The organism is Alteromonas sp. CI.11.F.A3, assembly GCF_032925565.1.
GTDB lineage: Bacteria > Pseudomonadota > Gammaproteobacteria > Enterobacterales > Alteromonadaceae > Alteromonas.
On sequence record NZ_CP136708.1, the window covers coordinates 1,895,036 to 1,910,176 of the forward strand.

Below are 15,141 nucleotides of genomic sequence, written 5' to 3' on the forward strand. Positions count from 1 at the left end.
TAACAAAAAGTAGCCAAAATTAAGCGGGTTTTTTTTGATGTATTTTAATAAAACTTGGAAACCTTGATGCATTTACAGATAAAACATTGACCAATTCGTAAGCACTCAGTAGCCTGAAAGAGAAGAAAAATAATTCGAGCAAGTTATTCGCCATATGGAATGGAATTTAGAAACACTGAGTTTGCTGTCAATTCCGCTGACAAGCGCTCTGGTTGGCTGGTTAACGAATTACCTCGCGGTAAAGATGATGTTTTATCCCATCGAGTTTGTCGGGATAAAGCCCATATTTGGATGGCAGGGGTTAATTCCAGCTAAACGCCGACAAATGGCGGAGATTGAGGTTGAGCTTGTTTTAGGCAAGTTGCTGAGTGTTGAAGAGCTCGCGCAACGCATCGACCCTAGCGATCTTACCAAAGCAATTGAACGTCGACTTGGGCAAGTTACCCGAAAAGTCGTTAACGACGTTATGTCTGAGTCTGCCCCTCAATTGTGGGCAGCGCTTCCCGTGCAAGGAAAAAACCTTGTCTATCAGCGTATTGAAAATGATATTCCCAATGTCGTCCACAAGATGGTGGATGACTTTCAGCATAATGTGGCTGAAATTCTCGACATAAAAGAGCTTGTGGTTGAGCAGCTGGTAAATTCACCTTCGTTAATAAATGAAATTTTTCTTAACGCTGGTAGCAAAGAGTTTCCTTTTATTGTGCGTTCAGGCTTTTATTTTGGTTTCCTGTTCGGGTTACCCACCATGATTTTGTGGTACTTCTTCCAAAATTGGTGGATTTTACCCCTCGGCGGACTTTTGGTGGGCTATGCAACAAATTGGATTGCGATAAAAATTATTTTTGAGCCTAAGCGACCCTTTAAGTTTGGGCCAGTCACCATACAAGGTATGTTTTTAAAACGGCAAAAAGAAGTGTCTGAGGTGTACGCTGAAATTATTGAGCAGAAGCTGGTCACGCCTAAAAATATTACCCACGTAATAATGCATGGCTCTGGTTCAGCTCAATTTTTGGAGCTAATTGAGCTACACGTTAACGATGCTATAGAGCGCTATGTCGCCATTACTCAGCCATACTTTGCCCTAGGTGTGGGCTCAGAAAATTATCATAAAATGAAAGCGTTGGCGGTGAAGCAGATATTCGATAATTCCGATAAATACCTGTTGTATGCCTACGATTACGCAAACGATGCTATGCACGTAGGTCAAGATTTATGCGAACGAATGAAAGCCCTTAGCCCTGAAGAGTTTGAAGGGGTGTTGCGCCCGGCTTATCAACAGGACGAATGGAAGCTCATTGTTACAGGTGCCTTATTAGGCCTACTAGCTGGCTTTGCTCAGTTATATTTGGTGTTTCTATAAATGAAAACATCACAGCGAATTTTACTTACTGCGCTCACCCTGTTTAATCGCCATGGCGAGAACGGCGTTACCAGTGTGGACATTGCCATGGAGTTAGATATTAGCCCTGGCAATTTGTATTACCATTTCAAGGGTAAAGAAAGCATGGTGAGTGCGCTTATGCGTATGCATGAAAAGCAAATGCAGCGCGTATTGGTCCCCAACGCGTTAGATTCTCTTACCGCAGAAGAGGTAATGTATTACTTATATCTGTTGGTAGACAGCTTGCACGTATTTCGGTTTATTTATCGAAGCCCCGCGGATATTGTTGAAAAATATCCGTTAATTGAAAAGCCGCGGAAGAATATTCTTTCAAGTTTACATAAGCAACTTTCTCAATTACTGACTACGTTAAACAATAAGAATGTGTTGGTTGCATCGCGTTCAGATCTGACGTTGCTGGTTGATCTGCTTAGCCTCATCATTACTCAGTCTTGTCAATTTGATGAAACTAACAGCCATATGGATGAAACATCTCAACGTTATCATGCGCTGTCGCTCATGATGGTTAGCTTACTTCCACGATTAGTACTCAGTGATGCTCAGCAAAACAGTATTGTAGATGCGTTGCGTTCACATGCATTAGCCAATGTCACTGAGCATGTGCCACAGGATATGTTTAATACAAAGGAATAGTCGATGAGTAAAACACTAAGTTTTCTTGATAAGTCCTTTTGGATAACGGAATCTGATGACAACCCAAAGCATGTTGGATGCCTTCAATTACTAGAGATGCCAGAAGGGGCGCAAAGCCCTGAATATGTGCCTGCTATTTATAATGAAATCAAAGGTTTTGCAAAAGGGACTTCACCGTTTAATTGCGTTGTAAAAACCGTGCTAGGCTATCCGGTCGGTCTTTCGCCAGTAAAACATTTGAATATGGATTACCATGTTCAATTGCATCATATTGACGATGTGAGTGACCGACAGAATCTAGATGATTTTGTAGCCCAGCTGCACGCCGCACGATTAGACCCTGATAAACCGCTGTGGCAGTACCATTTCATCTTCGATAGCAATAGTAATACTTATGCTATTTACGCCAAGGTACATCATATGTATGGCGATGGCGCGACCTTAGTGAGGTGGTTTCAATCTTGCTATGTTTCTGCTTCCAATAATGCTGAATTCACGCCTATCTGGGCGGTAAAACGACTACGACACAAACGCAACGACTCACCGAGTTTTTACAAACGCTTAGTGAGTGTGGGAAGCGCCATAAAAACGGGCTTCGATTTGCTGGTTATCTTGATTCGCATTTTTTTAAAACTGTTGAGAGTGAACCCCCATTACATGCCTGTGCCTTTTTCGGGCACTAAAACCGTGTTGACGGGGCAAGTTGAAGCGGGAAGGGTGGTCACTACCACAGATATCGATTTTAAACGGGTAAAAGCCTTGGCTCGACGTACCCGTGCATCAGCCAATGAGATACTTCTGTGTGCCTTTGATATTGGGGTTCATCGGTTACTGCAAGATCATGGTCAGGTTTTCAAAAAAGCATTGTTTACCAATATGCCTATTAATCTTAGAAAGCCTGGAGAGAAAACCACAGGAAATAAAATTGCTATTGTGCCGGTACAGTTGGCGCATGGCGATCAGGACCCTTACCTTCGTTTACGCCAAATAATCATTAACCACAGAATTGTAAAACATGCTGCTATGCGAGCCCGACCAGCTTCCTTTAGCGGCTACACCATTGTGATCCAATCTCTTGCCTTGGTTTTTGAATGGCTTAAAATTTCCAATGTGGTTAAACCTATCGCTAATATTCTGGTATCGAACATACCTGGTCCACGAGATACGCGATATTTAAAAGACAGTAAGCTACTTGCCTGTTACCCCATCTCCACCATGACACCAGGTGGCGGAATAAATATCACCTTGATGACCTACGCAGGTGTGGCCAATGTAGGTATTGTTTGTTGCAATAAAAATATAAGTACATTGAAGCCATTAGCAGGTTATGTGCAAGAAGCGTTCGAGATGTTAGAGGCTTGCATCGATAACCCTCGGCTGCGCATTACTGATATTGGGGAGCATGAAGAGTCGGTGCCTGTGTCGATTGTAAGCGAACACTAAAAATAGAACCGAAGAGAGTCTTGTTCAACTCTAACGCTTTTACCATAGCGAGCAAAAAGCACTTCCCGCCATTGGTCTTCGCGCATGATATGGTGAAGAGGGAGTGTGGCCATTTTATCCAATATGGCTTTTTCAATTTGTGGCTTATGGAAATCAAGCACGGCCTGTTTCGAGCCACTTAAATAGAGCTTTAAATATTCTACTGCTTGGTCGGACGTGCCGACGGTTACCAGTGAAAATATGCTTTTAAGCGAGCGCCCAAACAAGGCATCCAAATTACCGGGTACAAAGCGGGAAAGCAAAAATTGGGTGTCCTTTAACAAGGCGTAGTCATCGTTCACCATAGTAATATTGTCTACCTGCTTATCGATAAAATAAAGGGTAGATTCATTTACGTTGTAATCCGGTGAGGCACTTAGTGTAATAATTAAGTGAGCCCGATAAATGGTCGTGTCGGCAACGTTAATGGTGATTGACGCTAATAATTGAATGCATAAGCGGTTGTCGGGGGCATTCAAGGTTAGTTTGCCACTGGTTACCACTACATTGGCTTGGCCTGCCGGTATGGCTAAGGGGAACGATTGAGGCAGATTTTCAGACAACAAAGTATTGAGTTCATCAGCTGAAAACTGATCGTAGCGAAGCCTTCCTAGCTTGATTAAAAGTTGGGAAATAAGAAGCATACCTCTATCGCGTAAACCTAGTTTCATTTTTTCATGCTATACGTTTAGTAGCTGGAACATGCTGCAATCGACTTAACTCGTTATACATAAAACAGTTTTTAAAATATATAACATATCACTTTTAGATGGGCTGATTATTTTGATAGTCTGGTCTTACCACAATGCTGCATATCATTTTATTTTTGATAATAAGTGACTAATACTAAGCATCTAATAATAAGAGTCGGCACAGCTCAGTCATGCGTCTACAATTCGTAATTGCATAGTAATACAGGCATTAACTGAGTATTTCACCGCGTAAAAGTGTTTTGGAGCAATGCATGAATGAGATTCAGGGTAAGTATGACTATATCATCGTAGGCGGGGGGTCTGCAGGTGCGGTATTAGCGGCGCGATTATCTGAAAACCCAGCCCTGAAAATACTGATGCTTGAAGCCGGTACTAAAGACACCAATCCGCTTATTCATATTCCTTTTGGTTTATCGCTATTAAGCCGTTTTGAAGGCATAGGGTGGGGGTATCATACCGCACCACAAAAAGAACTGTACGATCGTGAGCTATTTTGGCCTAGAGGAAAAACACTAGGCGGCAGCAGTTCGGTTAATGCTATGTGTTATATTCGTGGCCAAAAAGAAGACTACGATTATTGGGTAGAGCAGGGCGCAGTTGGCTGGGGTTTTGAGGACGTGCTGCCCTACTTCAAACGCTCTGAAAACTTCTTCAGAGGTGAAGATGAATTCCATGGAGAAGGTGGGCCGCTGCATGTTTCTCAACTTAAGCACACCAGCGTGCTTTCTGAGGCTTTCGTTGAAGCCGCAAGCCACGCAAATTTTAATGTTGTAGATGATTTTAACCGCGATATACGTGAAGGCATTGGCTATTATCATGTTACACAAGTTAACGGACAGCGTTGCTCAACCGCAAAAGGCTATTTAAGCCAAGCACTTCACCGTAATAATCTTACCGTGCTAACCGGTGTGGCTGCGGAGAAAGTATTATTTGACGACACCAGAGCCATTGGCGTGCAAGTGCGTGAAAAAGGCAAAATTGCGCGGTATTTTATTAATAGGGACGCGGCTAATAGTGAAGTAATACTCTGCGGTGGGGCTATTAATTCTCCGCAACTACTTATGCTTTCAGGTATAGGGCCAAGAAGCGAGTTGGAAGATAAAGGCATTTATGTCATGAATGACCTTCCAGGGGTGGGGCAAAACTTACAAGACCACCTAGACGCCATTGTTCAATTTACCTGTAAAGCACGAGAAGGTTATGCGATTGCTGCTGGTGCATTACCTTCGTACATAAAGGCCTCATACGATTACCTTTTTCACCGTAAGGGAATTTATTCTTCTAATGTGGCTGAAGCGGGCGGTTTTGTAAGTTCAAGCCTTGCTACCCGAGGGCCAGACATTCAATTTCATTTCTTGCCCGCGATATTAGATGATCACGGGCGAAAGTTTGCCTTTGGTTACGGATACGGCGTGCATGTATGTTGTTTGTATCCTAAAAGCAGGGGCAGTATTACACTGCAAAGCAGCCATCCTGCCGATCACCCCCTTATCGACCCTGGTTACCTTACGGAACCTGAAGATAGGCAAGTGATGATTGAAGGCATACGAATGGCAAGAAAGCTTTTATCCGCTCCTGTATTTGATAAATTTGAAGGCAGTGAACTGCATCCAGGCACTGATGCTGAGTCTGATGAAGCGCTTCTTGAGTTCCTAAGGGAGCGAGCTGAAACCATTTATCACCCTATTGGCACCTGTAAAATGGGTAGCGATGATGATCCTATGGCAGTGGTCGATAACCAGCTTAGAGTCAGGGGCGTTAAGGGCCTACGTGTGGTAGATGCTTCTGTCATGCCAAGCCTTATTGGCGGAAATACCAATGCGCCCACAATCATGATTGCAGAGCGAGCGGTAGATTTTATCAAAGCCGAGCATGAAGGGCTTGCTGCACCCATTTAACCGATAGGCTAGTTTTTCGGCACTTGCATAAACAAATCGGCGGCGCAGTCACACATTTCATCGATGTGGCTGCGATCCGCATAAATTCCATCAATCAATAGCCGTGCAATGCCATGCAAGGTGCCCCACGTCACTTGCGCCATGCGAAGCGCATCTTGCCCGGCTGGAAGTAGGCCTGTTTGCTGCCAGTATTTCGTCATATCTACTTGAAACTGGAAGCAGGGGTAAGCCACTTCTTTTAGCCCCTGTGTAGCGCCATTGTCGTGCCAGATAGTACGGCCGAACATAAGCTCATACATTTGCGGGTTATCCGCCGCGTACCCTATATATTCATGAATAAACTGGCGAAAGCGCGACTGTGGTGCCACATCATGTTGATCGAAAATTCGCTTAGCGTTGGTATGCCACTGGCTAAAACCTTTTGCTGCAATAGCGCTTAACAAGGCGCTTTTGTCTTTGAAGTGGTGATAGGGTGCGGTTCGCGACACGCCAGCATCTTCCGCAAGCTTTCTCAGTGACAAGCTGTCTATACCGAATTCTGCCACCCGTTTGGTTGCCGCTTCTAATAAAGCGGTGCGCAAATCGCCATGATGATAAGTTTGTGCTGCGTTTGTCATACTGGTGTAAACCAAACCCTATTTTATGGTTGAGACGAATAGATAACGTTTTATCTTGACAGTGTCAACATTGCATTTTATCTTGACGCCGTCTAGTTTGCAAAAATGTTAACAGGAGAATGAAGTGGAAGCCGAGTCAATGTCGCAAGAAAACCCGTATTCAACCCTTGAAGTAATACACGAGGGATATATTGCAAAGGTCGTGCTAAACAGGCCAGAAGCTATGAACAGTATGAACCCAGCCTTTTGGACAGAATTCCCTGCTGCCATTCGCGCGATAGACGATGAGGGCACTGCTCGCGTTATTATCATTTCTTCTACCGGAAAGCATTTTTCTGCCGGCATGGACTTGTCGGTATTTTTGAACATGGCAAAAGACTTTAAAGGCGACCCATCACGTCGCGCTGAACGCATGCGTCGCATGGTGATGCTATTGCAAGACAGCTTTACGGCCATAGAGCAAGCCCGCATGCCGGTAATTGGAGCAGTACAGGGCGGTGCCATTGGCGGCGCAGTAGATTTACTTAGCGCATGCGACATGCGTTACTGCACTAGTGATGCCTTCTTTACCATAAAAGAAACGCAGTTAGGCATGACCGCCGATGTGGGTACACTGCAGCGTTTACCTAAGCTTATTCCTATTGGTGTGGTGAAAGAGTTGGCGTATACCGGCCGTAATTTTGGCGCTCAAGAAGCCCAGCAGTTAGGCTTTGTGAATAAGGTATTTGATGATCAAGATATCATGCTTAGCGAAGTGACTAAGTTAGCGCAGTCTATCGCGATGAATTCTCCCGTTGCGGTAGCAGGCACGAAAACCATGATTAATTACGCTACAGAGCACACTATTGCTGAGAGCTTAACTTACATGGCCACCTGGCAAGCAGGCATGTTCCAAATGGAAGATGTGATGAAAGCCATGGAAGCACAGAAAACCCAATCGCTTCCTGATTTTGAGCCACTTCATGGCGCAGTAAATAAAATGAAAGACTAGCGTGCAGGCGACCGAATAGCCTACGTGAAACACAAAGTAAAAACAGAATACAAAAGCATTAAGAAACAGGCACTAGTTAAGGATTTATGATGAATACGACCGTTACCGATCATCCTGTATACCCAAGTTTATTTCGCCCGTTAGATTTAGGTTTTACCCAGCTTAAAAACCGCGTATTAATGGGCTCTATGCATACTGGCTTAGAAGAAATGCCTAAGGGCCATAAGCATATGGCGGCGTTTTATGCAGAACGTGCTAGAGGCGGTGTCGCCCTTATTGTTACCGGCGGTATTGGGCCAAACGAAGAAGGCTCAACCCATCCCTCAACTCGCCGATTAGACACAGACGAAGCCATTAATCATCACAAAGAAGTCACCGATGCCGTGCATATTGCGGGTGGTAAAATTTGTATGCAAATTTTGCATACAGGTCGCTACGCCTATAGCGATAAATTGGTAGCGCCTTCTGCGGTGCAAGCGCCCATTAACCCCTTTAAGCCAAAGGCATTGGAAGACGACGAAATTGAACAGCAAATTAAAGATTTCGTATTCTCAGCCACCCAAGCACAACGCGCTGGATATGACGGCGTAGAGATCATGGGCTCTGAAGGTTACTTCTTAAACCAGTTTATTGCCAAGCGCACTAACCACAGAGACGATGATTGGGGCGGCGAATATGAAAACCGTATCCGGTTGCCTATAGAAGTGGTGCGCCGTGTACGCGAAGCAGTAGGTAAGCACTTTATCATTATTTACCGTTTATCCATGCTAGACCTTGTTGAAGGTGGCTCAAACTACGAAGAAGTGGTTAAGCTTGGCAAAGAAATTGAAAAAGCCGGTGCCACTATTATCAATACCGGCATTGGTTGGCACGAAGCCCGTATTCCTACTATTGCTACAAAAGTACCCAGAGCTGCATTTACGTGGGTGACGGCGAAATTCCGCGAAGCTTTGAGTATTCCTGTTATTACCTCAAACCGAATTAATACGCCGGAAGTAGCCGAAGAAGTGTTGGCACGTGGTGATGCAGATATGGTGTCGATGGCACGCCCTTTCTTGGCTGATTCCGACTTCGTACGTAAAGCACAACAAAATCGCGCAGACGAAATAAACACCTGTATTGGCTGTAACCAAGCCTGTCTTGACCATGTATTCAATGGCAAGTTAACCAGCTGTTTGGTTAACCCTCGCGCGTGTCACGAGTTAGAGCTAAACGTTGTACCGGCCGATACTAAAAAACGCATTGCGGTAGTAGGTGCAGGCCCTGCTGGCTTAGCATCTGCCGTAACGTCTGCCCAGCGTGGTCACGACGTAGTGATTTACGACAGCGCCGCTGAAATTGGTGGTCAGTTCAATGTAGCGAAACAGATTCCGGGTAAAGAAGAGTTTTTCGAAACATTACGTTACTTCGCTCGTCAAATTGAGCTGCACAAAAATATTACGTTAAAGCTTAATACCAGAGTTGATGCAGCCATGCTAAATGATGAAGGCTTTGACGAAGTGATGGTGGCGACAGGGATTAAACCGCGCACGCCTGCCATTGAAGGCGTTGAGCATGAAAAAGTGATGAGCTACCTAGACGTGCTTAAAGCGAAAAAGCCAGTAGGGCAGCGCGTAGCCATCATTGGTGCCGGTGGTATTGGCTTCGATACAGCCGAGTTTTTATCACACGGAAAATCGACCCCAAGCCAAGATATCCCCGCGTTTATGAAAGAGTGGGGTATTGATATGACCTTTACCGCTCGTTCAGGCATTGAAGGGGTTAAGCCTCAGCCAGAGCCTTCTAGTCGCGAAATATTCTTGCTACAACGTAAAACCAATAAAGTGGGCGCAGGCTTGGGTAAAACCACAGGCTGGGCACACCGAGTAGGGTTATTAGCAAAAGGGGTTAAAATGATCCCAGGCGTAACTTACGACAAAATTGACGATGAAGGCTTACACATTACCGTAGGCGGTGAAAGCCAACTGCTTGCTGTCGATAACGTGATTATTTGTGCTGGCCAAGAGCCGATGCGCGACATTGTTGAAGGGCTTAATATGCCTTATCACCTAATTGGTGGTGCCGATGAAGCGCTAGAGCTAGATGCAAAGCGGGCTATCGACCAAGGTACGCGAGTGTGTGCTGCGGTTTAAGTTGATGTTGTGTGCATTACAGTGGGGTTAGGAAGGTACGTTAATATTTACTGACTCTGATAGACGCCAACATTCATAATCTTCTAAAAGGCCTATCCCAGCGAGGATAGGCCTTTTTTATTTGCTGCGTTATTTTTTTATAGATAGCTAAGCGCCAGTAAGAGCCTTTCGGGGCTATTTTGGTATGCGGCAGCTTTGTACGTTTTGCGGTCCTTAGGAGCTCAACAATTCACTTCACTTATAAAAGGAATATTGTGATTTGGATGCCGTTTACGATTATTCGACTTTATCGAATTATCGTAAACGGCACTTAATTCAATTTATGTAGTACCAAACTGTGAAAGCAAGTTAGATTGCCGAAGGTCAGCTCATTGTCTCAAGGAGCCTCTGGCGCTATTAGGCTGCTTCGTACGTGAAGCGGACGTCTAATATCCTTTCCATGAATAAATGTTAGATGTTTTTTTAGGCAAAACGGGTGTTAGTATGAAGTCTTTGTAGGCGGCTTTTAGTTAGCCCTTAATATACATGGATGTAATATGAGAGTTTTGGTTTTCTTTTTCGCTGTTTTCGTTGCAACTAGTAGTAATGCTGTAGTGAAACGGCACGATATCCCCTCCCGAAATTATGTCTTAGAAAACGCACCCAAATACTTAATTGATCTACCTCATGAGGGGCATGGGGTATTGATAAAACCTCAATGGATTGTGACAGTCGCTCATACCATTTTTTATAATTACATAGGTAAAAAATTACGCGTTGGCGATAAAGTCTTTGAAATAGAAGAGGTTCACATACATCCACTTTATATTGAACCAGATGAGGTTCTCTTCAAAGGTGATGCAGCTCCCTTAATGAAGTTTCTAGAATCTAGAAGTGACATTGCTTTAATAAAGCTATCTTCCCCTGTTACAACGAGAGAACCAATTGATATCTACCCAAACATTGATCAAGTGGGCAAAGAGATCACAGTATTTGGTCGTGGAGCAACAGGTGACGGAGAAATTGGTGAAAACCTCGAAACAAAATCATTGCGAGAATTAAACCATTTTAGAAACATTATTGAATCTTCAAAAGGAAACTGGCTCTCATATAAATTTAATAAGCCACCTGATGCATTGCCCCTTGAAGGAATGCACGGTGCTGGTGATAGTGGCGGAGCTTCAGTGATAATTGAAAACGGTAAGGCTTATTTGGTTGGTTTATCGAGTTGGCAAGTTTGGCGTGGAGATCTTGCTAATTTTAAAGGCGGTTTATATGGTACTACCGCTTATCAAGTTAGGGTGTCAAATTACCGAGACTGGATTGAAAGTGTATTGGGCAACTCGTGAGTCAGCCTAAAGAATACTTATTGTTTAGTTTCTTCTCCTTTTTGCCTAGTTTAATCAAGCATTCATATGCCCATAGGTAAAGGGAAAACGGCGGCGCCTTGTCTCAAGGACTTAAGGGCTGAAACGCACGAAAACGGAGCTTCGAGCTTTCGGCTCTGTCTATTGCCTTCATTCATCTCATGGCTTAGCAAATGCACATTATTTCTTGGCATTTATTTTTGCTAAAACGATTTGGTTCTGTTCCGATATTGGCATTGATTTAAATGCGCTGATATTGCTGCCGCCAGTATTACCATGAGGTAAAAGTCCTACTACCGTTTTAGTTATAGCTCCCAATAAGCGCACAGATTGTCCAATGACTTCGTTGAGAATCCTATAACGAACGCCAAATACCAACATCTGCCAATGAACTAGCGTATGCAGATACGTTGAACGTTGGCCGATGACATGAGCATCCTCAAGATGTTTAAACTCAGCTTTAACATCGCCTGTTTCGCGAGCTGTGTTTGCTTGATTTAGTTTTGTTTGTACAAATGGCTTTGCTCTTTCACAGTAGCCTTTTTGGTGCTTAGAACCAGAATTTCCAACGTTACGCTCACGATAACTAAAAGCTATCAATGAGAGGCTGGCTAGAAGCACAATAGGGTGTAAAACTAAGCTATGAACTACGCTTTGCCCTGTGAAAAAACCATGCACTAAACATATACAAATGGAAATTACACCAATCCATACTCCAACTGATTTCATTTCGAACTCCTCGCTCGCTTTTGCTTGCCGTTTAAAAACAAAACTATAATGTCTATACTCGGTATAGGGTCAAATAAGAATTGAAAGTTATGCAAATAGGCGAACTGGCTAGAAAAACAAGCTGCACTGTTCAAACGATTCGACTCTATGAGCGAAGCGGATTGTTAAAACTGCCTTCGCGCAGTGCAGGAAACTATAGAGTTTATGATAGCGAAGCGTTAGAAAGGCTGGTCTTTATTCGACAATGCCGCGCACTGGGAATATCAATTAAAGAGATTGCGACATTGTTACACCGGAAGGAGGCGCCCGACGAAAGCTGTAATGAGGTAAATCAGCTTATCGCAAAGCATCTTTTAAAAGTTCAGGAAAAGATACGTGAACTGCAAGGACTGCAAATTACATTAGAGCAACTATCAAACGAATGCTCAGGTACGAGTACAATTCAAACTTGCGGTATTTTCAGTAAGCTCGAATCCACTTAAACCTTGACCAGTTGATAGATGAGATAGTTACTCTCTTTAGAGACTGGTAAGGTCCGCTCTTTGTCTCAAGATGCCATTGATACTGTTTGGCTGCTCCGTACGTGAAGCGGTCATTGGCACATTGACAATAGAGCAGCGACAAAGAGCGATCACCAGACGTTCGACCTACCTCAGTCGAACGACTGCTTAGCCCAAAAATGCGGACATAGCTATTTATTGTGTATTGGTTACTTTATCTAATATCAATTAGCGAACCATGTACAATTATGAAACCTTAGGCAAACGTAAACTACAAGACTTGTAGATATAAGTATCACTCTTCAAGCAACTGCAATACCCCACATTCTTTAACTTTTCTATCATCTGTGCATGCCGAGGCCATCTCAGATAGAGTAAGTTTTAGCTCCTCAAGCTCTGCAATGCGATGCGTGACGTCAACCATATGTTGATGGATCAAATTGTTCACACTAGAACAACTTTTATCGGGATTATTTTTTGTATCCAACAGCTGTTTAATTTCTATTATGGTCAAATCTAATGAGCGACATTGTTTAATGAATCGCAGTGCTCTCAACGATGAGGCGTCGTAAATTCTGTAGTTACCTTCACTGCGATTGCAAGCCTCAAACAACCCCTGTTTTTCATAAAAACGGATCGTTTGAATAGAACACCCACTTTTTTTTGATAGCTCACCTATTTTCATAAACGTGCCTTTGTGCTGTTGACTCTATACTAGCTATAGACTTTACACTGTACCTACAGTATTTGGAATAAGAGTTAAATAATGAGTGGTTGCGGCTGTGAAGTGGAAATCAAAGATGCCTCACAAAAACGGGTTCTGTATTGGCTGCTCGGCATCAATGCGGTGATGTTTTTCGTTGAGATGACTGTGGGTATTTTGGCTGACTCTACTGCTTTGATAGCAGACTCTATGGACATGCTAGCGGATGCGGTTGTATACGGCATAGGTATTTATGCTGTGGGTAAATCTATACTTCACAAAGCCAAAGCTGCACAAATCAGTGGTTACTTTCAGCTATTGTTGGGCGTAATTATTCTCATTGATATTACCAGAAGGTTATTCTTGGGCAGTGAGCCTATCTCATCACTAATGATAGGGATGGGGTTCATTGCACTAATTGCAAACGTCGCATGCTTGGTGATTATTCGTAATCATAAAAACGACGAAGTACATATGCGAGCCAGCTGGATTTTTTCGGCCAACGATGTCATCGCCAACATGGGTGTCATCATCGCCGGAGTATTAGTGGTATGGCTTGATAGCAGAGTACCGGATCTGGTTATCGGCTGTATAGTGTCGATTGTCGTGCTGCGCGGAGCGTGGATGATCCTAAAAGACGCCAAGCAGGAAGTACTCAATAACGAAGTACAGAAAGGTAAAGCGGGTGATCTACTATGACATACAATAAAGCCGTTAAGCCGCATATCGATTCCAAATTAACAGATTACTCAGATGCAATGTCTAACAACAATGAGAGGCAGGCATTTGCAGCGCTGGAGGATGCGCATGTAATTGGTCAGCACTCTACTTTTTATCATTGTTTAATTCATTGTAAAATGCTGCGACATGGTCTTCTAAAAAAAGATTGGAGAGTCGTTTTTGGACAAGTAATAAGAATAGTTGGTGCTGCAACCAAAACAGCTATCGGCCTTGTACCTAAAGGAAACACAGGCGGCACTGACATCAGCCCCTTTAAGCGACTACCAATCAGTGCTGAAAATCAAGCGATATTGGATAAAATCAACCATGCATAATCATAACCACAGTCACAGTGATAACAGCGCATCAAAACGCATTGGCTGGGCATTTTTCTTGAATGTCGTATTCACTATCATTGAATTTATCGGTGGATGGCTGACAAACAGCACAGCTATTATGGCCGACGCAGTGCATGATTTGGGCGATAGTTTATCCATTGGCACCGCGTGGGGCTTAAATAAACTCAGTGATAAAGAAGCAACCAATACATTTTCCTATGGCTATAAACGCTTTTCTCTTCTTGGTGCATTGATCAACGGGTTAGTGTTAACGACTGGCTCAATATGGATCTTATTCGAAGCTATCCCAAGGCTTTCAGCACCCGAAATGCCGCAAGTCGAAGGCATGTTACTCCTGTCAATTTTTGGCATCGCCGTTAATGGATTTGCTGCTTATAAACTTAGCGAAGGGAATTCCTTAAACGAGCGTATATTAAACTGGCATTTGCTTGAAGATGTATTGGGTTGGGTGGCAGTGCTGATCGTATCGATTGTGCTGATGTTTAAGCCATGGCCAATTTTAGATCCAATTTTATCTATTGGCTTCACATTATTCATTTTATTCAATGTTGTTAGAAATCTAAAAGAAACCTTATTGTTATTCTTGCAAGCCACGCCCGATGCTAAGCAGATGGAGGAAGTGCGTAAAGTACTCATGTCATTTGATGATGTGGCGGATATACATCATTTTCATATCTGGTCTTTGGACGGTGAACATAGCGTCATGACGGCACATGTGGAGTTGAAACAAGATGTTTCGGTTTCTCAATTGAGAACACTTAAAGACGAACTTCGCCAAGGTCTTGATGAGTTTGATTTTGTGCACACTACCATTGAAATTGAATTTGCCAATGAAGATTGTCGTGATGAGTAATGTAATGATTGAAATACTTTGTTTAGGTTGGTCGATTGGTCTTAGTTCGATTACCTGTTA

Annotated in this window: 15 protein-coding genes; 11 read left to right on the forward strand and 4 right to left on the reverse strand. The window is 43.4% G+C overall.

The window, feature by feature from the left end; genetic code table 11:
- The first annotated feature begins 154 nt into the window (after positions 1 to 154).
- The 3 genes from R1T43_RS08135 to R1T43_RS08145 are packed head-to-tail and all read left to right on the forward strand — an operon-like array spanning position 155 to position 3,481.
- On the forward strand, positions 155 to 1,363 hold the full coding sequence (locus R1T43_RS08135; RefSeq protein ID WP_211072115.1) for a DUF445 domain-containing protein: 1,209 nt from the start codon (positions 155 to 157) through the stop codon (positions 1,361 to 1,363).
- Positions 1,364 to 2,038, forward strand: a complete 675-nt coding sequence (locus R1T43_RS08140; protein WP_211072116.1) for a TetR/AcrR family transcriptional regulator — start codon at positions 1,364 to 1,366, stop codon at positions 2,036 to 2,038. It abuts the gene before it with no gap.
- A 3-nt stretch (positions 2,039 to 2,041) separates the two neighbouring features.
- Positions 2,042 to 3,481 carry a wax ester/triacylglycerol synthase domain-containing protein gene (locus R1T43_RS08145; protein WP_317354798.1) on the forward strand — a complete coding sequence of 480 codons (1,440 nt, stop codon included), beginning with the start codon at positions 2,042 to 2,044 and terminating at the stop codon, positions 3,479 to 3,481.
- Here the strand turns inward: R1T43_RS08145 and R1T43_RS08150 are convergent.
- Positions 3,478 to 4,191, reverse strand: a complete 714-nt coding sequence (locus tag R1T43_RS08150) for a DUF1439 domain-containing protein (protein ID WP_317354801.1) — start codon at positions 4,189 to 4,191, stop codon at positions 3,478 to 3,480. The genes R1T43_RS08145 and R1T43_RS08150 overlap by 4 nt on opposite strands.
- Before the next feature lie 293 nt (positions 4,192 to 4,484).
- Here R1T43_RS08150 and R1T43_RS08155 point away from each other — a divergent pair, with 293 nt between their 5' ends.
- Positions 4,485 to 6,131: a choline dehydrogenase gene (locus R1T43_RS08155; RefSeq protein ID WP_317354803.1), complete on the forward strand. Its 1,647-nt coding sequence runs from the start codon at positions 4,485 to 4,487 to the stop codon at positions 6,129 to 6,131.
- A gap of 8 nt (positions 6,132 to 6,139) precedes the next feature.
- On the opposite strand, the gene R1T43_RS08160 is transcribed toward R1T43_RS08155, so the two are convergent.
- A complete protein-coding gene (locus R1T43_RS08160; protein WP_211072120.1) occupies positions 6,140 to 6,748 on the reverse strand; it encodes a TetR/AcrR family transcriptional regulator in 609 nt (202 codons plus the stop codon).
- A gap of 139 nt (positions 6,749 to 6,887) precedes the next feature.
- Here R1T43_RS08160 and R1T43_RS08165 point away from each other — a divergent pair, with 139 nt between their 5' ends.
- From R1T43_RS08165 to R1T43_RS08175, 3 genes are all read left to right on the forward strand, one after another.
- Positions 6,888 to 7,739, forward strand: coding sequence for a crotonase/enoyl-CoA hydratase family protein (locus R1T43_RS08165; protein ID WP_317355749.1), 852 nt, complete (start codon positions 6,888 to 6,890; stop codon positions 7,737 to 7,739).
- A gap of 89 nt (positions 7,740 to 7,828) precedes the next feature.
- On the forward strand, positions 7,829 to 9,871 hold the full coding sequence (locus tag R1T43_RS08170; protein ID WP_317355752.1) for an NADPH-dependent 2,4-dienoyl-CoA reductase: 2,043 nt from the start codon (positions 7,829 to 7,831) through the stop codon (positions 9,869 to 9,871).
- A 536-nt stretch (positions 9,872 to 10,407) separates the two neighbouring features.
- Complete coding sequence (locus R1T43_RS08175; protein ID WP_317354806.1) at positions 10,408 to 11,199, forward strand: trypsin-like serine protease; 792 nt, start codon at positions 10,408 to 10,410, stop codon at positions 11,197 to 11,199.
- Positions 11,200 to 11,397: 198 nt separating this feature from the next.
- Here the strand turns inward: R1T43_RS08175 and R1T43_RS08180 are convergent, their stop codons facing one another.
- Positions 11,398 to 11,946, reverse strand: a complete 549-nt coding sequence (locus R1T43_RS08180) for a DUF3703 domain-containing protein (protein WP_317353990.1) — start codon at positions 11,944 to 11,946, stop codon at positions 11,398 to 11,400.
- 89 nt (positions 11,947 to 12,035) lie between these two features.
- On the opposite strand from R1T43_RS08180, the gene R1T43_RS08185 reads away from it, so the two are divergent.
- Complete coding sequence (locus R1T43_RS08185) at positions 12,036 to 12,428, forward strand: Cd(II)/Pb(II)-responsive transcriptional regulator (protein WP_317354809.1); 393 nt, start codon at positions 12,036 to 12,038, stop codon at positions 12,426 to 12,428.
- 313 nt (positions 12,429 to 12,741) lie between these two features.
- Here R1T43_RS08185 and cadR read toward each other — a convergent pair whose 3' ends face one another.
- Positions 12,742 to 13,131, reverse strand: coding sequence for a Cd(II)/Pb(II)-responsive transcriptional regulator (gene cadR / locus R1T43_RS08190; RefSeq protein WP_305442854.1), 390 nt, complete (start codon positions 13,129 to 13,131; stop codon positions 12,742 to 12,744).
- 81 nt (positions 13,132 to 13,212) lie between these two features.
- Here cadR and R1T43_RS08195 point away from each other — a divergent pair, with 81 nt between their 5' ends.
- Genes R1T43_RS08195 through R1T43_RS08205 form a run of 3 tightly spaced genes read left to right on the forward strand, consistent with a single transcriptional unit; the run spans position 13,213 to position 15,081 of the window.
- Positions 13,213 to 13,848 carry a cation transporter gene (locus R1T43_RS08195; RefSeq protein WP_305442852.1) on the forward strand — a complete coding sequence of 212 codons (636 nt, stop codon included), beginning with the start codon at positions 13,213 to 13,215 and terminating at the stop codon, positions 13,846 to 13,848.
- A complete protein-coding gene (locus R1T43_RS08200) occupies positions 13,845 to 14,204 on the forward strand; it encodes a DUF3703 domain-containing protein (protein WP_208805184.1) in 360 nt (119 codons plus the stop codon). The genes R1T43_RS08195 and R1T43_RS08200 overlap by 4 nt, the downstream gene beginning before the upstream one ends.
- Entirely contained in the window at positions 14,197 to 15,081 is an 885-nt protein-coding gene (locus R1T43_RS08205; protein WP_208805183.1) for a cation diffusion facilitator family transporter, read from the forward strand. The genes R1T43_RS08200 and R1T43_RS08205 overlap by 8 nt, the downstream gene beginning before the upstream one ends.
- Positions 15,082 to 15,141 lie beyond the last annotated feature (60 nt).